Origin of the sequence: Alkalimonas collagenimarina, assembly GCF_030717845.1 — a bacterium.
GTDB classification, from domain to species: Bacteria; Pseudomonadota; Gammaproteobacteria; order Enterobacterales; family Alteromonadaceae; genus Alkalimonas; species Alkalimonas collagenimarina.
The window spans coordinates 39,263-63,553 of sequence record NZ_JAUZVZ010000010.1; the positions used below are offsets into that span (position 1 = coordinate 39,263).

Below are 24,291 nucleotides of genomic sequence, written 5' to 3' on the forward strand. Positions count from 1 at the left end.
ATCGGAGCAGATACATGGCCAAAATAACCACTGCTGTGCTGCAAAAAATGAAGCAGCAAGGCGATAAAATCACCTCGTTAACGGCCTATGATGCCAGTTTTGGCAAATTGTTCGCAGAAGAAGGTGTGGATGTGCTGTTGATCGGCGATTCACTGGGGATGGTGCTACAAGGCCATGCCGATACCCTCCCGGTCACTGTCGATGATATTGCTTATCACACACGCTGTGTGCGCGCTGGTGCGCCAGATGCTTTTGTCATCGCTGATCTACCTTTTATGAGCTACGCCACTACCGAGCAGGCCTTTCAATCCGTACTGCCGTTGATGCAAGCGGGTGCTAATATGGTCAAGCTGGAAGGCGGTGATTTTCTACTATCCACCGTCAAGGCCCTGACTGAGCGCGGTGTGCCCGTCTGTGGTCATTTAGGTTTAACACCACAATCGGTGCATTTGTTTGGTGGATTCAAAGTACAAGGTCGTGGTGATGAACAAGCCAGTGCCATGGTGCGTCAGGCAGAAGCACTGCAAGCAGCCGGTGCGCAGTTGCTGGTATTAGAGTGTATTCCGGTCGAGCTGGCTAACCGCATTACGGCAGCGCTGACTATTCCGGTGATTGGTATTGGTGCCGGTGCAGGCACTGATGGTCAGGTTCTGGTCATGCATGACTTGCTCGGCATCAGCAGTGGTTATATTCCTAAGTTCTCGAAAAACTTTTTACAGCAAACCGGAGAGATACGCTCAGCCATCCGCCAGTATGTGACCGATGTCAAAAGCCAAACCTTTCCGGCAGCAGAACACAGCTTTCAATAACATGAAGATTATAGACTCCATCAGCAGCCTGCGGGCTGAAATTGCCAGCTGGCGGCAAGCAGGTGAACGTATTGCCTTTGTTCCCACCATGGGCAATTTGCATCAGGGCCATCTGCGGCTGGTTGAAGTAGCCAAACAACAGGCTGATCGGGTCATTGCCAGTATTTTTGTTAACCCCATGCAATTTGGTGCCAACGAAGATCTCGACAACTACCCTCGTACCCTGCAAGACGATTGCGCTGCCTTGCAGCAAATGCAGACCGATGCGGTCTTTACGCCAACACCAGAGATCATTTATCCGCGTGGTTTAGCACAGCAAAGCTTTGTTGAAGTGCCAGAATTAGGTGATCATCATTGTGGTTCCAGCCGGCCCGGTCATTTTCGTGGCGTGGCAACCGTGGTGGCGAAACTGTTTAATCTGGTGCAGCCCGATGTCGCATGTTTTGGTCAAAAAGATTACCAGCAGCTAGCCATTATTCGTCAGATGGTCGAGGATTTATCCTTTCCCATTGAGATCATTGGTGTACCCACCGAGCGCGCTGCCGATGGTTTAGCGCTAAGCTCTCGTAATGCTTATCTCACTGTAAAGCAACGGGCGATAGCGCCTACTTTGCAAGAAGTGTTACAGCAAGTCAGTCAGCAAATAAAGCGCGGTGAGACTGATTTCCGCCAGCTCGAAAGTGAAGCAAAAGCACAGCTTAGCGCCGCAGGTTTTCGACCAGACTATCTGAACATCAGCGATCGTGAGACATTGCAACCTGCTGACAGTCGCCAGCAGGCACTGGTCATTCTAGCGGCCGCTTGGCTTGGCAACACCAAATTGCTGGATAATCTGGAGGTCTGAATGTCAGACTACTGTTTAGTGATGGTGAGCTGTCCGAATAAAGATGAGGCGGCGCAGATCACCGCCGCTCTGCTGCAACAAAAGTTGGCTGCCTGCATTCAGCACCAAACCATCGACAGCCACTACGTCTGGCAAGACAAACTTGAACAATCAAGCGAAATCCTACTGCTGATCAAAACCACCCGCCAATGCTATACCGAATTGGAGGCCTGCATTAGCAAGCTGCACAGTTATGACACTCCAGAGATCATTCAGTTACCGATTGAAAAGGGCCATGCTGGTTATTTGCAGTGGGTGAAAGACAGCTGCTACTGAAAATTTATCTCGATAGATAATATTGGCTGGCTAAATGATTCACCTGCTCAGTCATCTTAATCATTTGTTGAGCCTTGATACTAAAAACATCCTCCTGCTCGCTATATGCTATTTGCTCCGTATATAGCAAACGCAACATCAAAGCATGATGAATTAAATCCAACCCCCGCTCAGAACGAATGGTTGGATCTGCTCCACGAGCCAATAGTTCTTCTATGATTTGCAATGTATTTTCCTGATGAGAATACAAAGTACGCACAAGTGCGGTGTGTCCCTCTTTATCCACTGCATTGATATCGACCCCAGCATGAACTAACGCATCCATACACTCAATGGATTCATCAACTGAATCATTAAAAGCTAAGTTATGAAAAGGTGTTCCTGCTTGTGAGGATGAAAGTCCAACATCATACTTGATAAGTATGATAACAATATCAGCTGAGCATCGGCTTTCTAACGCCTTAAGAGTAGCGACTCCTGCTGCTTCGTCTTGCAACCAGTATGCACCTTTTTCAGCCTGAAGAAATGACTGCAAATCATGTACTTCACCTTGCTGAACCAGATGCGATAAGGTGTTAATTTGGTCTGTCATGCCATCATCTGACACACCTGTACCATCCCCCCCCCAAGACTTCATGTGAAAAAGCAAGGGAAATGCAGCGATACAGAGTAAAACAACGAACGAAGTTTTTTTATCTGAAATAAAATGGTTAAACATTTTCCGCCTTATTTAAAAAGGATTGATTACTTTCATTCAGGGAGCGGTTTACATTACACAGAAAAGATTGCAAGCTCATCAACTCAAAGCTCGTTTTCAGCTGCTTTACCCCATCATTACCATAAAGCGTTATGGTATTTTTTGCGTACGGCCAATTCCATGTTTTAAACACACTGGGAATGACAAACTCGATACGTTGAATGCTTGTAGCATCATACTCCGCCTGTACATCTAAATTGAGAGATAACTTGCCTTGATCAAAGCAGGCGATCTGAACATTTCTATCGGACAAGCCTGAAAGCCAGTCACTTAATCGTGTAAAAACAAAGAAAATAGCCAAAACCACAGCGTGGAACACAATGAGTTTCACGACAAGATTCAGCTGTATATCGCTTTGTAAAAAAACAACACCAACCAGAATCCCCAGAGGGATCAATAAAAACCTGATCCAGCGGAAAAGCATGCTTCTCTCAAGTAAAAATGCTGCCTTGGATGTTAAAAGAACCACTCAATGACTCCTTGCACGCCTTACTAGCTCTTGTTGAATCTCTTTTCTACCTGCATCATGGTTGTAGTAAAAACCCCATATCATCACTAGCAAAACAGGGTGGGTTCGAACCCCAGGCCCCCTTGAACCAACGGGGCTTTTTTTCGTCATCTGGTACAGAGATGGGACAGAAAAACCAGCACCAGCTAAACCTAAAATACTACTCACCGTTTCGGAAAACTCTAAATCTGCTTCAAGTTCCGCGGTTGTTTTTGCCCAAAGTCCCCACATAGGGTTAACCATCGGATCAGTAATCTTTGCTATTGCATGCGAGATAGCTGGGCGCCCTTGCATTTGCTGATGGATAAGCCTTAATACCTGACTCTGTTCATGTCGATGCAAATGATGATACAACACAATACCAGTCAGAATTTCTAAAGCAACATCATCTGGAATTGCTGATAAATTACCATAAGCATTAAAAGAGTTTCGTGGTAAACCAATTAACTGGCATAAAAAATCAATTTGGCCTGTTACAGTTTCAGGGAGACGATAAGGTAAGCTTGGCTGCATGGCGGTTCCTTTTTAGTCCATTAAAAAACATAAAGTACTATGGAATTGAAATGCTATCAAATAAAAATTCACACAATAACACCAAAAAAATAACCATACTTCCCTTCGAGTCGAATCTTTATTGCTTTTGAATTTGTGCTAGAACTTCTTATATTTATTGCGCGTCTGGATTGCGCCCAGCGCTAAATCTTTTTATGCTGGTCAATTGACAAAAGTGTGACCAATGGATGTTTCTTGATGGAACTACTGCTCATCTTGCTTTCGCTGGCCTTGCTGGCAGGCTCTGTGCTCGGCTGGGTGGCATTTATTCAGCTGCAAAGTGTTCGTAAACAACTTCGTCTGTTAACACAGCAACTGAAAAACAAGCCGGCAACGCTTGCTACGCCCCATACGAACCAGTCGTCTCAATCTCAGCAGGCGGTCAGTCGCGCAGCCGATTCGCCTTCTTCACCAGCACCAGCAACAGCGACGGTTGCACCAACTCAACCTGTAACTCAGGCCACAGTCGCCAAAGTGACCGCCAGCAAAGTAGCCGACAGGCCAACAATAGCAGCAAAATCAGCCACCGCTCGATCGGTTGCTGGCGCCAACAGCAGCCAATTATGGGCTCAAAGCCTAAACTGGCTGGAGCAGCAGCTGATCCAACGCGGCATGGTATGGCTGGGTGGCATCGCCATGGCACTCGGTGGGATTTTTCTGGTACGTCACTCGCTGGATGCCGGCTGGTTCACCGCGGAATTGCGCTTAATTGCTGCCAGCCTGCTTGGCTTTGCTCTGATTGCCTTCAGCGAATGGCTGCATCAGCACGATCGGGGCCAATCTGGCTTGCAGCACTATGCCCCGGCCGCTTTTGCCGGTGCTGGTTTTATTACGCTGTACGCCACCATTTTAACCGCTGCGCAATTTTATCAGTTGCTGCCGCTGTGGTTGGCTTTTGTGCTGCTGGCTGCAGTTGCACTCGCTGCCAGTTGGTTTGCCTTACGGCAAGGGCCGGTGCTCGCTGTCTTGGGCATTGTGGGCGCCTACGCAGTGCCTGCACTGGTATCACAGGACTCCGGAAATACCATAGCATTGTTGCTCTACACCGGCTTCGTGACCACTTCGTCGGTACTGGTTGAACAGCGGGTGCGCCGCCTCTGGCTCTGGTACCTCCCTATGGCTGGCCATATGCTGTGGCTTGGTCTGAGCTTTGCAATCGCCTCTGACAGCACCCTTTGGTTCAGCTGGTTAGCGTTGGGACTAAGTTTTGCGCTGTTAGTTTGGTGGCCTCAACTTGGCTATCGGGCACGCAGCCTGCAGCTGGCCCACCTCCCCTTAACACAATGGCTGCCGGTGCGGCGTGAAGATGTGTTGGGCGGTCTGTTGCTATTGATGGCGCTGCTGGTGGTAGTGTTAACATCAGCAGCCGTGAATTTCAGTGCCATGCTACTGCTGATGCTGCTGCTCTCTGCCGCAGCCTTTAGCCACAGCCGGACCGACTTCTGGCTGTGGAGCACCCTGCTGCTGGCGGCTGGTTATCTGCTGCGACACCCTATTCAAAACCTGACAGACAACACGCTGCCATTGTTGCTAAGCCCCGAACTTCTGCCAGCACAACTGCTGATAGTATTGCTCAGTATCATCCCATTGCTTGGCGGCAGTCTGCGGCCAGATCGCCTGCACTGGCACAGTATGCTAGCCGTAGCACCAGTGCTGATGCTGGGTATTAGTTATGCGACTACCAGCCCTGCAGTGCAATCCCAACTGCAACCGCTCTGGCTGGGTTATGCTGCCCTGCTGACCATCCTGCAAGCCCTGCTTAGCCGCCGCAGTGGCATGCCGCTACGAGCCTTTATTCACAGTGCAGGGGCTAACTTTGCGCTCACTTTCTGTCTGGTTTTACTGCTAAGCACAGCCGCACTCACCATCGCCATTGCCCTGCAGTTGGTGTTGATCACCCTGCTTAGTCGCAAGCAGCAATTGCCTTTACCTCTCTGGTTGATCAAGCTACTCGTCGGTTTGCTACTGCTACGGCTAACCGGTGCTGCCGTGCTCGATAGCTATCAACAGCTGACCTTGCTTGGTCTGCACTGGTCTTTTGTGCTGTATCCTGTGGTGCTGCTATGTTTTGTTATAGCCCGTAAGTTATGGCAAAACACCGGGCTAACGCCTTGGCTGGAAGGCGCCTGCCTGCATGTGCTGGCGCTTTTTGTCACAGTACAAACTCAATACTGGCTGGCCACAGGCTCCCCGCTTTATGCCTTGCTTGAACCTGCGCAGCTATCACCGCTGGTCACTGCTGTGCATGCCTGCAACTGGTTGCTGCTGGCTATCGTTTACCTGTGGCGTAGTGCTCTGGCTGGAAGCTTGCAGCAACTGTACCGGATTGCGGCCATGGCGTTGTTGGCAGCTGCGGCCCTAATGCATGGCTACCTCAGCCTGGAAGCCAATCCTTTTGCAACCAATGCCAATCTGGGTAGCTGGCTGCTGTGGAACCAATTGTTACCGCTCTGGGGTCTTCCGGCACTGCTCTGTTTCCTTTGCGCCCGGTTGGTCCCTGTCGAATTGCGCACCCTAATGCTCGGTGTTGCAACCGGTTTTGCACTGCTTTTTATCACAGCAAGCATCCGGCATTTTTGGCAAGACGGCAGCATTGGTATTCAGCTCAGTACCTCCATGGCAGAGCATTTTAGCTACTCGGTGGTGTATTTGCTGCTGGCCATTGCCATGGTGCTAAGCGCCCAGCGCCAACAATGGCATCACATCCGCAAGGCAGGTTTTGTATTGCTGAGTCTGGTGACATTGAAGGTTTTCCTGTTCGATCTGGCAGGTTTGTCCGGCGTGCTGCGCGCTCTGTCTTTTATTGGCCTTGGCTTTAGTCTGGTACTGCTAAGCTGGTGGTTCCAGCGCAGCAGTGCCAGGCCCACCGATGCGGAAGCTGACACCGTTAAAAGCTAGTAGGGATTTTGTTCAAGGACGCGGCCAATATGGCCGCTTGCAAGAGAAATGGGTGGCTCATCTGGCTTCCCTTACATAAAGCACACCCGGCGTTGCCGACACAACTAGTGGGTGTGTTCTTCTGATTACCATCATTTTACTGCTTCAACAACTGCTCCAGCACATACTGCAAAATGCCACCACTGCGGAAGTAGTGCAGTTCGTTTTCGGTATCGATACGGCATTGCACCTGAAAGCTTTTCACTTTGCCATCTGGCCGGATGGCTTCGACGGTCAGTGACTGGCCTACTTTCAGATCTGCGCCGAGATCGGGCAGGTTGAAATGCTCTTCACCGGTCAGTTGCAGTACCTCGACGTTTTCGTGATGCGTAAACTGCAGCGGCAACACGCCCATGCCAACCAGGTTAGAGCGATGAATACGCTCAAAGCTTTCGGCGATCACGGCTTTAACGCCCAGCAAACGCGTGCCTTTAGCAGCCCAGTCGCGGCTGGAACCTGTGCCGTATTCTTTGCCTGCCAGTACAATCAGCGGGGTGTTCTCTTGCTGATACCGCATAGCGGCTTCATAAATAGAGACCTTTTCATCACTGGGGAAATGTCGGGTAACGCCTCCTTCCGAGCCAGGTAACAGCTGATTACGAATGCGGATATTGGCGAAGGTACCCCGCATCATCACCTGATGGTTACCACGACGCGAACCGTAGGAGTTAAAATCTTCTGGCTTGATCCCTTGTTGTTGCAAATACTCACCAGCGGGTGCGCTGGGCTTAATAGCCCCAGCCGGTGAAATATGGTCCGTGGTGATGGAGTCACCAAACAGTGCCAAAACCCGGGCATCCTTGATCGGTTCAATCAGCACCGGTTCACCAAAGGCTTCAAAGAAAGGCGGATGCTGGATATAGGTTGATTCCTTCTGCCAGTCATAGGTACGGCTTTCATTGACAGGTAGTTTCTGCCAGTGTTCATCGCCACTAAATACATCGGCATATTGCTTGCGGAACATGGCATGATCTACTTTAGCCACCTGCTCGGCTATGGCCGCATTGCTTGGCCAGATATCTTTTAAATACACAGGCCCTTCGCTGCCTTCGCCAAGTGATTCGCTGGTGATATCAATGGAGGTAGTGCCAGCCAGAGCATAAGCCACCACCAACGGTGGCGACGCCAACCAATTGCCTTTGACTTGCGGGTGAATACGGCCTTCAAAGTTTCGATTGCCGGATAGCACTGCTGATACGGTTAAATCCCCTTCATCAACCGCTTTAGCAATGGCATCAGGCAGCGGACCGGAGTTGCCTATGCAGGTCGTACAGCCATAGCCGACCAAATGAAAACCCAGCTGTTCTAAATACGATGTCAGACCAGCTTTATCCAGATAATCGGTCACCACTTTTGAGCCGGGTGCTAATGAGGTTTTGACCCAGGGCTTCACATTCAGCCCTGCTTCGATGGCATTTTTTGCCAGTAAACCAGCAGCCATCATCACGCTGGGGTTGGAGGTATTGGTGCAAGACGTTATGGCGGCAATCACCAGATCGCCATGCGTCAGTTGATGCTTCATGCCTTCCACCGGAACCTTTCGAGAAGGATCGATCGCTTGAGAAATCTCCAGTTCCATGGTCGCTTTGATATCTGGTAACGCCACTTTATCCTGCGGCCGCTTTGGCCCTGCCATCACCGGTTTAACGGTAGCAAGATCCAGCTCCAACACATCGCTAAATGCGAGCGGCTGCTCATCGTCTCGCCATAAACCCTGAGCCTTAGCATAAGCTTCAACCAACTTAATTTGTTGCTCAGAACGGCCAGACAGCTCCAGATACTTGATTGTTTCTTCATCGACAGGAAAGAAGCCACAGGTGGCGCCAAACTCGGGCGACATATTGGCGATGGTCGCTCTATCGGCCAGCGGTAAATGCGCCAAGCCTTCGCCGAAAAACTCGACAAACTTGCCAACCACGCCTTTGGCTCGCAGCATTTGCGTGACCGTTAAGACCAAATCCGTTGCCGTGCAGCCTTCAGGCATATGACCAACCAGCTTGAAACCCACGACCTCAGGCAATAGCATCGACACAGGCTGGCCCAACATCGCAGCTTCCGCTTCAATGCCACCCACCCCCCAGCCCAGCACGCCCAGGCCATTGATCATGGTGGTATGCGAATCCGTCCCCACCAGCGTATCCGGGTAGACCAGGGTGTCGTCGCCTTTTTCTTCTGTCCAGGCTACTTTGGCCAGATACTCCAGATTGACCTGATGGCAGATACCGGTACCAGGTGGCACCACCCGGAAGTTCTGAAAGGCTTTCTGACCCCAGCGCAAAAAGGCATAGCGCTCTTTATTACGTTCTACTTCCAACGCCACGTTATCGCCAAAAGCTGCCGAATTGGCGAAGCGATCTACCATCACGGAGTGATCAATCACCAGATCCACCGCAGACAGTGGATTAATTAACTCGGCATCGGCACCCGTTTTCGCCACTGCATCGCGCATCGCGGCTAAATCGACCAATGCGGGAACGCCAGTAAAGTCCTGCATTAGTACCCGAGCCGGTCGAAACTGAATTTCCCGGCTGGAGCGACGTAACTCTTGCCAATCGGCAATGGCTTTCAAATCGTCGTATTGCACGCTCACGCCATCTTGATGGCGCAGTAGATTTTCTAGCAAGACCCTCAGGGATAAAGGCAGTTGGGACAAATCGCCCAGAGCTTTCGCGGCGGCATCCAAACTGTAATAGCGATAGGTTGTATCTCCCACTTTAAGCGGTGTGGCACAATCGATGGTGCGCTGACTCATGAGTCCGTACTCCTTATTTTTGATGAATGGCTTGCAAGACTATAAGCTTAGTTGATGAAAAGCCGACTGTCAGAATGACAGCCAAACTCATCAGCAAAAATTGCCTTCATACTATTGCTCACATACTTATGCTCATATACTTGGCTATGGGGTTAATTCCAGTATTGTTCAACCGTGATATGACCTGGCGTCCGGCGCAGATTTTTTTGCAACCCCAGTTGTTCCAGCTCGGAACGAACGTCTTTAATCATGTCAGGATTACCGCATAACATCACTTGACTGTCTTGATCAAAATGAGCGCCAGCAGCTTCTTGCAGCTTATGCTGCTGGATCAGCTGAGGTAGCCGCTCTGATAAAGCACCGGGAACATGCTGCCGGGTCACTACCGGTTGATAATGAAACTGCTGTGGATACTGTTGCCGCCATCGCTGGATTAATTCAGAGTAAACCAGATCCTCAGCGTGACGCACTCCATGCACCAACACCACCCGATTAAAACGTAGCCATGGCTCAGCAGTCGCCAGCATAGAAAGGTAAGGGCCAATACCGGTGCCGGTGCCAATCAGCCACAGCACCTTGCCATCTGGTACTTCACTAAGGGTAAAAAATCCGGTCGCTGGTTGGCTAACCCAAATGGCATCTCCGGCTTGCAGCGCATGCAGCCGTGGCGACACCTTACCATCGGCCACTGGTGTTAATAAGAAGTCCAAGCGTGGGTCGCCAGGCGCATTTACTAACGAATAAGCCCGCTGCATACGACCTTCATCCGTTTCGACGGCCAGACGGACAAACTGGCCGGCAATAAAATCAAATCCCGGCAATTCTACCCGTACGCTACACAGGGTTGGATTCCAAGCCACATTTTCTGCCACCTTTGCTTCAAGCCAATTTGCCATTGCCACCTCGTGCCTACCAGAAGAACAACCAGCCTAAAATACCCGACTAATTTAGTCAACTATTAAAGCCTGCTAATCGGCTTTTGCTTGGGCTGGATCAATGCATGTCATAACGACTTGCTATACTGTGGAGATATCTATCCTCAAGTGACCTCAAAATCTGTGCTCAAAATTCTCTGTGGTGTTGCCCGTTTACCTTTTCTGACCCTGACAGCCTTGTGCATCGCACTTGCCGCAAGTAGTGTATGGTATCAGTACGGTCACTTTTCTCTGTCGCTAACAGGGTTGGTATTGCTGATGGCACTGGCCGCCCATATCAGTGTGAATGCTTTTAACGAGTACTTTGATTTTCACTCCGGCCTCGATCACTTAACGGAACGTACGCCTTTTAGTGGCGGAAGTGGCACCCTGGTTGCCGCGCCCGAACAAACCAAATTAGCCTTGCTGCTGGCCATCAGTTGCTTGCTGTTCGTAACGGTAGCGGGATTATGGCTTGGCGCCCAACATGGTTGGCAGTTACTTTGGCTTGGTATACCGGGAGTCCTGCTGATATACAGTTACACCCAGTACGTTAATAAGTTGCCCCTACTTTGCCTGATCGCGCCCGGTCTTGGCTTTGGTGGCTTTATGACCCTTGGTGCTTACTGGGTTCTGGCCGGTCAACTTGATGCCTTGGCACTAAGTGTCTCAGCGCTATTGGCTTTGCTGATTAGTAATCTGTTGCTGCTGAATCAATTCCCGGATGTCGACGCTGATCAACAAGTCGGACGTCGCCATCTCCCCATCGTGTTGGGGCGAAAACCCAGTGCTCATATTTATCGAGGCCTACTCGTCAGCTGCTATGCTCTATTGCTACTGGCTGTTTGGCAACAATGGCTGCCTGCATTTAGTTTGCTTGCTTTGTTCACCTTACCGCTCGCCTTGGTATTGATGCGTGATGTATCGCGCTATGCCGATGCACCCAAGCAACTGGTGCCGACACTGGGGCGCAATGTACTGCTGACACATGCCCTGCCTGCTTTGGTTTTAGCCGGGCTGATACTGGAAAAAACACTTGGAGCTTAAATGAAGCAACTAACAACCGATGTGCTGATTGTAGGTGGCGGTGGTGCAGGCCTGCGGAGTGCGATAGCGGCAGCCGAAGCTCAGCCATCACTGAGCATTCATCTGCTTTCCAAGGTCTATCCAATGCGCTCGCATACCGTAGCTGCCGAGGGGGGAGCAGCGGCCGTGACCTTGCAGCACGACAGTATTGCCGCTCATTTTGAAGATACCGTGGCTGGGAGTGACTGGTTAGCTGAGCAGGGGGTGGTCGATTTTTTCGTCAAACATGCCTATCAGGAGTTGGTGCAGCTGGAGCATTGGGGCTGCCCGTGGAGTCGGCAAGCATCCGGGCAGGTGCAGGTTCGTCGCTTTGGCGGCATGAAAACCGAGCGCACTTGGTTTGCGGCCGACAAAACCGGTTTTCATATTCTACACACGCTATTTCAGACCTCGCTGAAGTATCCTAGCATTCATCGTCTGGACGAGTATTTTTTACTGGATTTGCTGGTGCATGAACAAGCGATTGTTGGCGTACTGGCGATTGAAATTGCCAGCGGAGAGCTGCTGCAGATCCTCGCCAGCAGTGTGATTTTGGCCACCGGCGGTGCTGGTCGGGTTTTTCAGTTTAATACCAATGGCGGCATTGTCACCGGTGATGGCATGGCATTGGCCTACCGTCATGGTGTGGCGCTTCGCGATATGGAGTTCGTGCAATACCACCCCACTGGCTTGCCCGGTTCAGGCATACTGATCACCGAAGCCTGCCGCGGTGAAGGCGGTATTTTGCTAAATAAAGATGGTTATCGTTATCTACAGGATTATGGCCTTGGCCCGGAAACCCCGCTGGGCCAGCCGCAGAATAAAACCATGGAATTAGGCCCACGCGATAAGTTGTCGCAAGCCTTCTGGCATGAGCAACAACAAGGCCGCACCATACAACACCCACAAGGCGATGTTGTGCATCTGGATTTACGCCATTTAGGCCAGCGTTACTTGCTGGAACGTCTGCCTTTTATTTGCGAGTTGGCGAAAGCCTATGTCAATATTGACCCAGTAACAGCCCCCATCCCCATTCGCCCGGCTGTGCATTACACCATGGGTGGTATTCTGACCGACGCCCACTGTGCCACCAGCATTCGCGGACTGTTCGCCGTGGGCGAATGTGCATCCGTCGGTCTGCATGGCGCCAACCGGCTTGGCTCCAACTCGCTCAGTGAATTGCTGGTGTTTGGCAAGGTAGCGGGTGAGCAAGCTGCAGCTCACTGCAGCCAAACCAAGGTCAGTGATGCGGTGATGCAGGAACTAACCGACAAGGCCGCGGGGCCCATTCGGCAGCTACGGCAGGGTGATGGCACCGAACAATGGGCTGATATCCGTCAACAACTGGCGCAAACCATGGAACAAGGCTGCGGTATTTATCGCGATGAACAGGGACTGACTGCCTCATTGCTGGCGATTGCCGATTTAAAACGCCGTTATCAGCAACTAAAGGTTGGCGATAGCGGCCTCGCATTCAATACCGAATTGCTGCACGCACTGGAACTCGGCTTTAGCCTGGATGTCGCCGAAGCCATGTGTCAGGCCGCGCTGTTACGAAAAGAATCCCGTGGCGCCCATCAGCGCCGTGATGCCAACTATACCAAGCGCAACGATAAAAACTTCTTACAACATAGTCTGGCGTATTATCAGGAAGACCAAGCCCCGCGCATCGACTGGCAAGCCGTCGATTGCAGCATGATGCCACCGGCGGCTCGTTTGTATGGTGACGCTGCTAAGCAACAGGCAGCATCGACTTCGGAGAAACCGGTATGAAGCAGCCCGAGACTAAACCGTCTGATATGCAACACCTCAGCGTGGCTATCCAGCGCTATCGACCTGAGCAGGATGATACTCCTGTCTGGCAATCGTATCAGGTGCCATACGATGACAGCACCTCAGTGCTCGATGCATTGCACTGGATTAAAGAACATCAGGACAGCAGCTTAACCTACCGCTGGTCGTGCCGGATGGCTATTTGTGGCTCTTGTGGCGTCATGGTGGATGGCACACCAAAACTGGGCTGCAAAACGTTTTTGCGCGACTACCCACAGGGTCTTAAAGTGGCTGCTTTGGCAAACTTCCCGATCGAGAAAGATCTGGTGGTCGACATGAGTCGCTTCTTGCAGCACCTCACAACCATCAAGCCATATCTGATTGGCGAGCCCAGCCTCGTTCAGGCCGGTTCAGCTTCAGCTGGCTCAGACCAGCCCAGTTCAGCAGCCTTGCAACCGCAGCTACAAAGCCCGGAACAAGTCAAACGCTATCAGCAGTTTGCCAACTGCATCAATTGCGGCCTCTGTTATTCCGCTTGCCCACAATTTGGCTTAAACCCAGAGTTTTTAGGCCCAGCTGCCATTGCGCTGGCTCATCGTTACAATCTGGATAGCCGCGATCAAGGCAAAGCAGAGCGGCAACCGGCACTCAACAGCAAGGATGGCGTCTGGAGCTGCACCTTTGTTGGCTTTTGCTCGACCGTCTGTCCAAAAGGCGTCGACCCGGCGGCGGCTATCAACCAGGGGAAAATCGTTTCAACCATGGATGGCGTGATCCAATGGTTTAGCCCAAAACAACTGGATGCAACCCCGCAGGAGCCAACCTCATGAGCCGAAAACCCTATCAGCCGTCAATGCCAGCGGATTGGTGGTTAAAGCATCCGGCCTATCGCTTTTATATGCTGCGCGAAGCTACCGTCCTGCCCCTGCTGTTTTTTATCGGTAGCCTGCTGTATGGCTTGTATTGCTTAAGCCAAGGCGAAGCCAGCTGGCTTGTCTGGCTGAGCTGGCTGCAACAGCCTTGGGTGATGGCGCTGAATGGGCTGGCACTTGTCGCCAGCTTATTCCATGCCTTCACGTTTTTTCGTTTATTTCCACAGGTGATGCCGCTGCGCGTAGGTAGCCGTACTCTGCCAGCCGGTTGGATGATTGCCGGGCAATGGTTTGGTGTGCTGCTGGTCTTTCTGGCACTGTGGTGGTTATTGGGAGCCTACCATGTCATTAACTAAACGTTTTCAACGCTCTGACGAGCCGATTTGGTGGTCACTGTTCAGTGCTGGCGGCGTCTGCGTCGCCATGCTGATCCCAGCGTTGATTGTCTTGCTGGTATTTGGCCCATCATTAGGGCTTTTGAGTCCCGATACCCTGAGTTATCAGCGCATCAGTACGTTGCTCTATCACCCACTCGGCTTGATGTTTATCGGCGCTGTGATTATTTTGCCACTGTTTCATGCTATGCACCGCATTCATCATGGCCTGCATGATCTGCAATGGGCTCATAGTGCTTTGGCCAAGTGGCTCTGTTATGGCAGTGCTTTGTTGCTAAGCTTTTTGGCGCTTAGCCTGTGGCTGCTCGGTCGCTAGTTCATGCAGCTTCATCTTCTCTTGTGTCGCCATAATGCGACATTGTAAGGTACTGATCATAGTACTATAATCAGATATTGCCACAGAACTGTATGCTGCGAGCAACAATTTACACCAATGATTCCCCTCCACCTGTGTTTCAAATGATTAAATCATTGATATTAAGAAATAAAATAATTTGGCACACAGCCTGCATTGTGATCACTACCAAGCGATGTACGGAGAGCAGAAATGAAAAAAGAATGGATAGCGATTGCAGTGATCGTCGTGGCCAACTTGAGTTTGGCAAATACTGTGTTCTGTAGCCTGGATGATGCCGTGACGCAACCATTGACTCTATCTGAGCAAGCGGACAGCCCACTGCTCGACGCACAGCTCGCTGAGGTGACTCAGCCAACAGACGATTGGCTAGCCAGTTATTAAACAACGGCTATAGCAGAGAGCCTGATATGGCATTTAATCCGGTGCATTACATAAGTAATCTTCAGGCCGCCAGCTCTTTTACCCATTGCATCAGTTTGGGATAGACCTGCCGGCTTTGCTTAGCAATGTCTGTTTGCTCTTGCAAAATATCCTGCAAAATATCTTTGGTGGTGAGTGGATTAGCCAGTACCACCCGAAATACGATCATCTCTTGCCGCTGGTACTGTTCGGGGGTTAACCGGGTTCTGGAGACAAAAGATTTACCCTCTTCCCGCTGCCGCTTTTGAATAAACTTAGTCAAGCTATTCAACAATTCATTGATTTTTTCGCGTTGCTCCGGGCTGGCTTTTGCAAGCACACGCTGGACTTCAACGGGGACATAACGGTAGGTCAACAGGCACAATTCAGGCTCGGTGATCAGTTCAAACTCAGCATGTGCTTTAATTAAATCAGCAAAGTAACGCGCTTTTTCTAAGCTTCGATTGATCAGAATTTCATAACCATCGCGGCCAATCACCTGCAAACAAGCATGCACCAGCATCGCCATACCTGGCCGCGAGCCTTCTAACGTCTGGCTACCCAAATCTTTTGAGCCCTTCCGCAAAATGTACTCAGCATGGTGCTCAATGGCATGCGCACTGGATGGGTCTTTAAACACCACCATGCCAGCGCCCATCGGCACATACATTTGCTTATGCGCATCGATGGTGACCGAATCAGCCCGTTCGATACCAGCCATTAAATGACGGTGCTGCTGCGACAACAAGGTGGCACCACCCCAGGCCGCATCAACATGGAAAAAACACTGCTGCTCTTCGGCTAAATCGGCCAGCTGATGCAGTGGGTCGATACTGCCCGTTTCGGTGGTACCCGCCACACCAACAATCGCTAGTACTTTGATATTTTTGGCTTTAAGCTCAGCACACACCCGGCGCATTTCCGCCACATCCACTTTATTATTGCCATCGGCTTTAATGGCAATCAGATCATCCCGGCCAATCCCAAGCACATCGGTCGCCTTACCGAGCGAATAATGCCCACGCTCCGATACTAATACCGCCAGGCCATCGTAGCCGTAATGCTTCATGGCACGCAACAGACCTTCACGGGCGATGCCTCTGAAGTCACCATCAGGGCCCAATAAGCGGTTGCGAGCAATCCATAATGCACTGATGTTGGCAATAGTACCACCAGAGCAAAACGCCCCAAGCGCATGGTTGGCACTATGCATCCACTTGCCGTAAAAGTTATCGTCTCGCTGGTACACCAGATGATGCATCATGCCAAGCACCTGGCGTTCAAGTGGGGTAAAAGCTTTTGAGGTTTCGATTTTGACCAGATTCTGATTAAGACCCACCATCATTTTCGATAGCGGCAAAACAAAATAAGGCAAAGCAGACGTCATATGGCCAATAAAGCTGGGTGATGCAGTATGTACGGAGTGTGCTACCAGCTTTTCCATCATGCATTCAGCATAATCAGAAACAAACTGAGGCTGCTCAGGAATTTGATGAGCCTGAAAATCCCGCTCGATCTGCCACAATGGCTTTTCAACGGCCACAATGCTCTCGCGCAAGAAACCTGCCAGATTCTGCGAAATATTTTGCTCAATAATGCTTAGCGTCGAATCCGGCGCTTCTGGCACCGTAAATATCCGCCATAGCGCTTCTTCCGACGCCGTTGCCTGCCGTTTGGTTACATCTGTCATTCGGTATCTATCATCCAGCTGCTTATCAGGGATCCAGAGCAAAAAAGGGCGTTCACTTTACTGCAAGGCATGAAAAAAGTCTGCAAAAAAATGCAGACCATGATTTCAGACAGATCAGCTGCGTAAACCAATGCCTTTGTTGATTAAGTACATAGCAAAACTAAAGAGTAGCACAATCAACATCAACAGCAGGCCAAAAGCCAGCCACAAATTGACATCGCTGATGCCGATAAAGCCAAAACGAAAAGCATTGACCATATACACCACGGGGTTCAACGCCGCTACTTGCTGCCAAAACCCCGGTAACATTTGCAGCGAATAAAACACGCCGCCCAGGTAAGTAAGTGGTGTCAGCACGAAAGTTGGGATGATACTAATGTCATCAAAGGTCTTGGCATAGACCGCATTAATCAAGCCGCCCAGAGCAAATACCATCGAGGTGAGAAATACCGTCACCATCACAATCGGAATATTGTGCAGTTTCACACTAACAAACAGCAATGATACCAGTGTAACGATCAGGCCAACCAGAATACCGCGGGCCATACCACCGCCTATGTAGCCCAATACAATGATGTAATTTGGCACCGGTGCTACCAATAGCTCTTCCACATTGCGCTGAAACTTGGCACTAAAAAATGATGAGGCAACATTGGAATACGAACTGGTGATCACCGACATCATAATCAACCCAGGCACGATAAACTCCATGTAGCTGAAGCCCTGCATTTCACCAATACGTGAGCCGATCAAACTACCAAAAATAACAAAGTACAACGTCATGGTGATGGCAGGTGGCACTAAAGTCTGTACCCAGATACGTAAGAATCGGTTGGTTTCTTTGTTCAGAATACTTTTCAGTGCAACCAAATAGTTGGCTTTGGAAAATTCATGCTGACTCATGCGCTTTTTTCTCCACGCCCTTGCTCGACCAATTTAACAAACAGTTCTTCCAACCGATTGGCTTTATTGCGCATCGACAAGACCTTAACGTTTTGTTTGGTTAGTACGTTAAAAATATCATTCAAGCCAGCCGACTTTTCAACATCCACTTCCAGACTATGATCGTCGATCACCCGATACGGTAAATCATCCAGTTGCAGGGTAGCCGGGTTGGTATCGACATCCAGCACAAAGGTTTCCTGACTCAAGGTGTTCAGCAACGCTTTGATGGTGGTGTTTTCAATGATCATGCCTTGGTCAATAATGGCAATGTTCCGACACAGCATCTCGGCTTCTTCCAGATAGTGCGTGGTCAGAATAATGGTGACCCCTTGCTGATTAATGCTACGCAAGAAGTCCCACATCGAGCGGCGCAATTCAATATCGACGCCTGCAGTAGGCTCATCCAGGATCAACAGCTTCGGTTCATGCATCAGTGCCCGGGCAATCATCAGGCGGCGTTTCATACCACCTGATAGTTCGCGCGCCCGACTGTTGCGTTTATCCCATAGCCCTAACTGCCCGAGGTATTTTTCCGCACGTTCAATGGCTATTTTTTTTGGCACGCCGTAGTAGCCCGCCTGATTGACAACAATCTGCAGGACGGTTTCAAACTGGTTGAAATTAAACTCCTGCGGCACTAAACCAAGCTGACTTTTTGCCAGCTCCAGTTGCTGATCAATGTTATGACCAAACACTTCAACCTGACCACTGGTTTTATTGACCAACGAGGTGATCACACCTATCGTCGTACTTTTACCGGCGCCGTTTGGCCCAAGCAAAGCAAAAAAATCACCTTGCTGTACTTCAAGATCGATCCCTTTTAGGGCCTCAACCTTATTTTTATACACCTTATGCAATTGCTTGATATTCAGTGCCAGTGTCACTTCGTTTCCCCTTGATAACCCCAGCGCGACACCAGGGCTTGCTGCAAACCTAAGTGGTCCAGCATTCGTGCCACCATGAAATCGACCAAATCACTGATCTGTTGAGGCTGATGATAAAAGCCTGGCGCAGCAGGCATGATGGTTACCCCTAGCCGCGCCAGCTTGAGCATATGTTCCAGGTGAATGGCATTGAGTGGGCTTTCCCGCGGAACCAAAATAAGCTGTCCACGCTCTTTAAGCACCACATCGGCAGCGCGCTCAATCAGGTTCTCGCTGCTGCCATTGGCAATAGAAGCCAAAGTGCCGGTAGAACATGGGCATACCACCATTTGTTTCGGTGCGGCCGAGCCAGAGGCGACCGGAGAAAACCAGTCATCTTTGCCATACACCTGCAGTAGATGGGGTGGACAGGCCAGCTTTTCAAGCAACTGCTGGCGGCACTTGTCTGGTGCAGCGGATAACTTGATGTTGTGCTCTGTGGCGAACACCACCCGGGCGGCACTGGAAATCAACAAGTGCACCGTGACATTTTGTTGCAACAAGCTTTGCAATAATCGCCACCCGTAAGGGGCACCGGATGCGCCGGTAAATGCCAGCGTAATTTCACGCTCTACTGCTTCAGACATAATCTGCTTCCTTTTGTTGTAATGCCTGCAGCAACTGCTGCTGCAAACCACCAAAGCCACCATTGCTCATCAACAACAGGTGATCGCCGGCCTCGGTTTGCTGCAACAGTTCGGCTTTCAGTGCTGACAAGTCAGCAAACACCCTGGCCTTATCGCCCAACACACCAGCGACGTGTTCCATCCCATCCCCGACACCTTGGCTCTGAAAAATATATACCTTATCCGCTTCATTTAAAGCCGCAGGCAAACTCGCCTGATGCACGCCTTGCTTCATGGTATTGGAGCGCGCTTCCAGTACGGCCACAATTCGTTGTTGGCCCACTTTTGCACGCAGCCCGGCTAACGTGGTCTGAATGGCTGTCGGGTGATGGGCAAAATCATCGTACAAACAAATACCGGCACTATCAGTTAACAGCTCCAACCGCCGTTTCGGAGCCTGAAACAAGCACAGCGCCTCAATCGCTACCGTTACAGGCACGCCAACATGTCGGGCGGCAGCAATAGCCATCATGGCATTATCGACATTGTGCTGGCCCAGCAACTGCCATTGCACTTGCCCCTGTACTTGCCCTTGAAGTATTACCTCAAAAACAGAGCCATCGGCTTTGATGCAACGGCTCTGCCAGTCGGTATCAGCCAGCTTGGCACTGGCATCATAGGCTTGACGCTCGCTCCAGCAACCTTGTGCCAACGCATCTTCAATGGCCGGAACATGAGCGGGTGTCAGGATTAAACCTGAAGCGGGTACTGTGCGTACCAGATGATGAAACTGGCGCTGGATGGCCGCCAAATCCGGGAAAATATCAGCATGATCGTACTCTAAATTATTAATCACCAGGGTTCGAGGCCGGTAATGGACAAATTTAGAACGCTTATCAAAAAAAGCGGTGTCGTATTCATCCGCTTCGATGACAAAGAAGGGGCTCTGACCAAGTTGGGCCGATACGCCAAGTTGCGGTGCCACACCACCAATCAGAAACCCGGGGGCTAAGCCTGCTTGCTGCAGAACCCAAGTGAGCATACTGCTGCAGCTGGTTTTGCCGTGGGTGCCAGCCACCGCCAGCACCCAGCGCTGCTGTAGCACGTGGCGGGACAACCATTCTGCACCGGAGGTATAAGGCAGTTGCTGCTCCAGCACGGCCTCCACCGCCGGATTACCGCGTGATAACGCATTGCCGATAATCACCAGATCAGGGGCTGGCTCCAACTGGCTGGCATCAAAGCCAGTTGTCAACGTAATACCCAACTGTTCAAGCTGAGTACTCATCGGCGGATAAACATTCGCATCTGAGCCAGTCACTTGATAGCCTAAGCTTTTAGCCAGGGCTGCAATACCGCCCATAAAGGTGCCACAAATACCCAAAATATGTATATGCATGTCGAAAAATCTCAAGGTCGTCTCGCGCCATTGTAACAAATGTCAGCAAAGCTGCGATTGAAACTGCAATTTAGGCAGAAATTCTTTAAAATGACTGAAAAAGAATCTACCTCACACTACACAATGATAAAAGGAAGCTCTCATGCGCCGTATATCCCCGGTTCTGCAGCAGGATGGAGTCGAAAGTGATCTCATCGCTTTATTGAAAACCATTCTGGCTGCCTGCCGTGAAATTTCGTTTCGAGTCAGTCAGGGCGAGTTGGCTGGCGTGCTAGGCTCCACACTGTCTGAAAATGTTCAGGGTGAAACACAAAAAAAATTGGATGTTATCGCCAATGAGTTACTAAAAGAAGTGATTCTGGAAACCGGTGTCGTTAAAGCCATTAGCTCAGAAGAAGAAGATGATATTGTCGCAGGCAATCCAAATGGCAAGTATCTGGTTACCTTTGATCCACTGGACGGTTCCTCCAACACCGATATCAACAGTTTAATTGGTACCATTTTTTCTATTTTACCGGCCTCGACGGATAAGGACGCCGATGATGCCAGCCAATTTTTGCAGCCAGGCACCGCTCAGGTCGCAGCGGGTTATGTGCTGTATGGCCCTTCCACGATGCTGGCTTTAACCACTGGCCATGGTACTCGCATGTATACACTGGATAAAACCTATGGCGGTTTCTTGCTGACTGAAGACAAAGTGACGTTGCCAAAGTACACCTCAGAGTTTGCCATTAATATGTCGAACCAGCGTTTCTGGCAGTTGCCGATGCAGCAGTATATTGCCGATTTAATTAAAGGCAAGGAAGGCAAGCGTGGCAAAAACTATAATATGCGCTGGATTGCCGCCATGGTGGGTGATGTGCATCGTATTTTGTGCCGTGGTGGCATTTTTGCTTACCCTGCCGACAACAAAGATCCAAACAAACCTTATAAGCTGCGGTTAATGTATGAAGCCAACCCGATGAGCATGCTGGTAGAGCAAGCTGGTGGTCTAAGTATTACCGGCAGTGAACGAATTATGGAGATCCAGCCAGAAGATATTCATCAGCGCGTTGCCGTTATTCTGGGCTCGCGCCATGAGGTGGAAACCTGTTTGGCGTATCACCAGAGCACAAACTAAGACCAATCGACGATAGCCATTTTTATGGCTATCGGTATAATAAGCGGCATTTAATGCACCTATAGGACACTAAGTATGAGCTTAAGCGATGTAACTGCTGGCAACAAGATGCCAGATGAAGTCAATGTCATCATTGAAATTCCGGCCAATGCCGACCCGATTAAATATGAAGTCGATAAAGATACCGGCACGGTCTGGGTTGATCGCTTTATGGCCACACCAATGTTTTATCCATGCAACTATGGCTTCGTCAACCAAACCTTGTCATTGGATGGCGACCCGGTTGATGTGTTGGTACCGACACCTTATCCATTAGTGCCAGGTGCTGTCATCAAATGTCGCCCCGTTGGCGTATTGAATATGGCCGATGAGTCAGGTGAAGATGCTAAAGTGATCGCAGTGCCAGTGAGCAAGCTCACTAAGTTGTACGATCACATTCAAGACATTAATGATGTGCCTGAGCTACTAAAACAACAAATTCAACACTTTTTTGAACGCTACAAAGAGTTAGAACCTGGTAAATGGGTAAAAATTACCGGTTGGGGCGATGCCGCAGCGGCTAAAGCTGAAATTTTAAGCTCCTTCGAGCGTGCTAAAAACGCTTAATAAAAATCAGGGCAGCAACAGCTGCCCTTTTTTATGCTCAAGGCTATCACCATGGCTGAGAATTGCTTTTTTCTAAGTTAATCCTGTACTTTGTCGCTTTCTGACTATACTTGTTAAAATGACAAAAATCGCCCGAATGATGTAATGAAAGAGGCTACCGCTTTATGGAACAACTGAAACAACTCTCCATTGCCAAAAAGATTTACCTGATCCCGTTAATTGGTACCATCAGTTTTCTGATTTATCTGGTGCTTGCAACCAGTACCGCACAAAATAATGCAAGAACGCTGGAAAATACCCGTGATGTGCAATTTCCAGTATTGCAAGCGGCTGAAAGTAGCTTGGTATTGTTGGAGCGGATCAGTGAATCACTGGCTAGTGCGGTCACCACAGGTGATGACGAGTCACTGCAAATTGCAGCTCAATTTTCGCAGCAATTAACTCAAGGACTGCAACGAATTGGCCAACTCGACAATCGCTTTCAGCAAGAGATGCAGTCGATAAGTCGAAGTTTTGATGGCTATTACCGTGCTGCCTATACTATATCTGAAGAAATGGTCAATAATACTGCTGACTTTAGTACTCTGGCAGAACGTAGCGAACGAATGAATGAAAGCTACGATCAAACCTTGCAGTTACTATCTGATTTTCGCGACGCCACAGAGGCGGATTTTACCAATGCCATCGATGATGCCAATCAACAAGCCTCTCGTTTAATCATGGTTGGTATTCTGATGGGCATTATCACTACACTGGTGTTGTTTGGTACCGCTATTCCTATCGTGTTGGGTATTCGTAAAAACCTGAACAGCATGATTGAAACCCTGCGGAATTTAGCGAAAGAAGATGGCGATTTAACGGTGCGCATCAAGACAGAGAGTAAAGATGAACTCGGTGATTTAGCCTATTGGTTTAACACCTTTATGGAGAAATTGCAGGGTATCGTCAAAGATGTCGTCAATACTGCTTTGCCGCTCTCTTCTTTAGCCAAAGATTTAAACGAGTTGACAGAAGACACCAAGAAAACCATTCATGTCCAACAGCAGGCCGCCGATCAGGCGAAACAAGCGGTTGATCAAATGAATCATAGTGTGATGGCTGAGGCCAGTAGTGCCAATGAGGCCTCCCATGCAGCCAACGAATCCGGTGAAGCCGCCAATCGAGGCCAGAGCACCGTTGAGCAAACGGTCAGTAGTATCAAGCTGCTGGCCGCCAATGTCGTCGAAGCATCCGCGGTGATTACACAGCTAGAAAATGATGCCAATCAAGTCGGCGCGGTATTGGATGTCATTAAAGGCATTGCCGAACAAACCAACTTATTGGCTTTGAACGCAGCCATCGAAGCGGCACGAGCTGGCGATCAAGGTCGGGGTTTTGCTGTGGTAGCAGATGAGGTGCGAACGCTGGCATCACGCACGCAAAAATCAACCGAACAAATTCAAAAAACCATCGAGCAGTTGCAAAATGCAGCCCGCTCTGCGGTGCAAAAAATGGGGCAGAGCACCAGCCAAGCCGAAGAAAGTGTCACCTCGGCCAATCAGGCTGGCGAAGCACTGACACTGATCACCCAAAGTATTCACCAAATCCGCCTGATGAACCAGCAAATTGCTGACGCTACTGAAGATCAGCAAGCCATGGCAACCACCATAGTGAACCATGTCGATGATATTTATACCCATACCGAGCATAGCTCCAGCAGTGCCGATAACATTGCCAAAGCCAGTAGCGAGTTGGCCAGCCTGGCGCAAAGTCTGGAAAGCGTAGCCCGTCAATTTAGGGTATAATGACAACT

Annotated in this window: 23 protein-coding genes; 13 read left to right on the plus strand and 10 right to left on the minus strand. The window is 50.0% G+C overall.

Annotated features, from left to right (window positions below; all coding sequences use genetic code 11):
* Positions 1–14: 14 nt before the first annotated feature.
* From panB to cutA, 3 genes are read left to right on the plus strand one after another with little or no spacing between them, the layout of a single operon-like run.
* Positions 15–809: a 3-methyl-2-oxobutanoate hydroxymethyltransferase gene (gene panB / locus Q3O60_RS08575; RefSeq protein WP_305893506.1), complete on the plus strand. Its 795-nt coding sequence runs from the start codon at positions 15–17 to the stop codon at positions 807–809.
* Position 810: 1 nt separating this feature from the next.
* A complete protein-coding gene (gene panC, locus Q3O60_RS08580) occupies positions 811–1,653 on the plus strand; it encodes a pantoate--beta-alanine ligase (RefSeq protein ID WP_305893507.1) in 843 nt (280 codons plus the stop codon).
* Positions 1,654–1,968 (plus strand): divalent-cation tolerance protein CutA, encoded by a 315-nt coding sequence (gene cutA / locus Q3O60_RS08585; RefSeq protein ID WP_305893508.1) that lies wholly within the window; start codon positions 1,654–1,656, stop codon positions 1,966–1,968.
* Positions 1,969–1,972: 4 nt separating this feature from the next.
* Here the strand turns inward: cutA and Q3O60_RS08590 are convergent, their stop codons facing one another.
* Genes Q3O60_RS08590 through Q3O60_RS08600 form a run of 3 tightly spaced genes read right to left on the minus strand, consistent with a single transcriptional unit; the run spans position 1,973 to position 3,746 of the window.
* A complete protein-coding gene (locus Q3O60_RS08590; RefSeq protein WP_305893509.1) occupies positions 1,973–2,686 on the minus strand; it encodes an ankyrin repeat domain-containing protein in 714 nt (237 codons plus the stop codon).
* Positions 2,679–3,194: a hypothetical protein gene (locus Q3O60_RS08595; RefSeq protein ID WP_305893510.1), complete on the minus strand. Its 516-nt coding sequence runs from the start codon at positions 3,192–3,194 to the stop codon at positions 2,679–2,681. The genes Q3O60_RS08590 and Q3O60_RS08595 overlap by 8 nt, the downstream gene beginning before the upstream one ends.
* Positions 3,195–3,746: a hypothetical protein gene (locus Q3O60_RS08600; RefSeq protein WP_305893511.1), complete on the minus strand. Its 552-nt coding sequence runs from the start codon at positions 3,744–3,746 to the stop codon at positions 3,195–3,197.
* Between the two features lie 237 nt (positions 3,747–3,983).
* Between Q3O60_RS08600 and Q3O60_RS08605 the strand changes: the two genes are divergently transcribed.
* Complete coding sequence (locus Q3O60_RS08605; protein ID WP_305893512.1) at positions 3,984–6,683, plus strand: DUF2339 domain-containing protein; 2,700 nt, start codon at positions 3,984–3,986, stop codon at positions 6,681–6,683.
* A gap of 136 nt (positions 6,684–6,819) precedes the next feature.
* On the opposite strand, the gene acnA is transcribed toward Q3O60_RS08605, so the two are convergent.
* Together acnA and Q3O60_RS08615 are read right to left on the minus strand one after the other, a co-directional pair.
* Complete coding sequence (acnA, locus tag Q3O60_RS08610; RefSeq protein WP_305893513.1) at positions 6,820–9,474, minus strand: aconitate hydratase AcnA; 2,655 nt, start codon at positions 9,472–9,474, stop codon at positions 6,820–6,822.
* A 152-nt stretch (positions 9,475–9,626) separates the two neighbouring features.
* Positions 9,627–10,370, minus strand: coding sequence for a ferredoxin--NADP reductase (locus tag Q3O60_RS08615; RefSeq protein WP_305893514.1), 744 nt, complete (start codon positions 10,368–10,370; stop codon positions 9,627–9,629).
* Between the two features lie 147 nt (positions 10,371–10,517).
* On the opposite strand from Q3O60_RS08615, the gene Q3O60_RS08620 reads away from it, so the two are divergent.
* From Q3O60_RS08620 to Q3O60_RS08645, 6 genes are all read left to right on the plus strand, one after another.
* Positions 10,518–11,435, plus strand: a complete 918-nt coding sequence (locus Q3O60_RS08620; protein WP_305893515.1) for a prenyltransferase — start codon at positions 10,518–10,520, stop codon at positions 11,433–11,435.
* Complete coding sequence (gene frdA / locus Q3O60_RS08625) at positions 11,436–13,226, plus strand: fumarate reductase (quinol) flavoprotein subunit (protein WP_305893516.1); 1,791 nt, start codon at positions 11,436–11,438, stop codon at positions 13,224–13,226.
* Positions 13,223–14,056 carry a succinate dehydrogenase/fumarate reductase iron-sulfur subunit gene (locus Q3O60_RS08630; RefSeq protein ID WP_305893517.1) on the plus strand — a complete coding sequence of 278 codons (834 nt, stop codon included), beginning with the start codon at positions 13,223–13,225 and terminating at the stop codon, positions 14,054–14,056. Before frdA ends, Q3O60_RS08630 begins: the two co-directional genes overlap by 4 nt.
* Positions 14,053–14,454 (plus strand): fumarate reductase subunit C, encoded by a 402-nt coding sequence (locus tag Q3O60_RS08635; protein ID WP_305893518.1) that lies wholly within the window; start codon positions 14,053–14,055, stop codon positions 14,452–14,454. Before Q3O60_RS08630 ends, Q3O60_RS08635 begins: the two co-directional genes overlap by 4 nt.
* Positions 14,441–14,809, plus strand: coding sequence for a fumarate reductase subunit FrdD (gene frdD, locus Q3O60_RS08640; protein WP_305893519.1), 369 nt, complete (start codon positions 14,441–14,443; stop codon positions 14,807–14,809). Before Q3O60_RS08635 ends, frdD begins: the two co-directional genes overlap by 14 nt.
* A 231-nt stretch (positions 14,810–15,040) precedes the next feature.
* Complete coding sequence (locus tag Q3O60_RS08645; RefSeq protein ID WP_305893520.1) at positions 15,041–15,232, plus strand: hypothetical protein; 192 nt, start codon at positions 15,041–15,043, stop codon at positions 15,230–15,232.
* Between the two features lie 61 nt (positions 15,233–15,293).
* Here Q3O60_RS08645 and panP read toward each other — a convergent pair whose 3' ends face one another.
* From panP to mpl, 5 genes are all read right to left on the minus strand, one after another.
* Positions 15,294–16,940, minus strand: coding sequence for a pyridoxal-dependent aspartate 1-decarboxylase PanP (panP, locus tag Q3O60_RS08650; RefSeq protein ID WP_305893521.1), 1,647 nt, complete (start codon positions 16,938–16,940; stop codon positions 15,294–15,296).
* Between the two features lie 114 nt (positions 16,941–17,054).
* A complete protein-coding gene (locus tag Q3O60_RS08655) occupies positions 17,055–17,843 on the minus strand; it encodes an ABC transporter permease (protein WP_305893522.1) in 789 nt (262 codons plus the stop codon).
* A complete protein-coding gene (locus tag Q3O60_RS08660; protein WP_305893523.1) occupies positions 17,840–18,769 on the minus strand; it encodes an ABC transporter ATP-binding protein in 930 nt (309 codons plus the stop codon). The genes Q3O60_RS08655 and Q3O60_RS08660 overlap by 4 nt, the downstream gene beginning before the upstream one ends.
* On the minus strand, positions 18,766–19,395 hold the full coding sequence (locus Q3O60_RS08665) for a flavin prenyltransferase UbiX (RefSeq protein ID WP_305893524.1): 630 nt from the start codon (positions 19,393–19,395) through the stop codon (positions 18,766–18,768). Before Q3O60_RS08665 ends, Q3O60_RS08660 begins: the two co-directional genes overlap by 4 nt.
* A complete protein-coding gene (gene mpl / locus Q3O60_RS08670) occupies positions 19,388–20,773 on the minus strand; it encodes a UDP-N-acetylmuramate:L-alanyl-gamma-D-glutamyl-meso-diaminopimelate ligase (RefSeq protein ID WP_305893525.1) in 1,386 nt (461 codons plus the stop codon). The genes Q3O60_RS08665 and mpl overlap by 8 nt, the downstream gene beginning before the upstream one ends.
* A gap of 142 nt (positions 20,774–20,915) precedes the next feature.
* Here mpl and Q3O60_RS08675 point away from each other — a divergent pair, with 142 nt between their 5' ends.
* The 3 genes from Q3O60_RS08675 (at position 20,916) to Q3O60_RS08685 (ending at position 24,283) form a co-directional block, all read left to right on the plus strand.
* On the plus strand, positions 20,916–21,893 hold the full coding sequence (locus Q3O60_RS08675) for a class 1 fructose-bisphosphatase (RefSeq protein ID WP_305893526.1): 978 nt from the start codon (positions 20,916–20,918) through the stop codon (positions 21,891–21,893).
* A gap of 75 nt (positions 21,894–21,968) precedes the next feature.
* Complete coding sequence (gene ppa, locus Q3O60_RS08680; protein ID WP_305893527.1) at positions 21,969–22,499, plus strand: inorganic diphosphatase; 531 nt, start codon at positions 21,969–21,971, stop codon at positions 22,497–22,499.
* 164 nt (positions 22,500–22,663) lie between these two features.
* Complete coding sequence (locus tag Q3O60_RS08685) at positions 22,664–24,283, plus strand: methyl-accepting chemotaxis protein (RefSeq protein ID WP_305893528.1); 1,620 nt, start codon at positions 22,664–22,666, stop codon at positions 24,281–24,283.
* Positions 24,284–24,291: the final 8 nt, after the last annotated feature.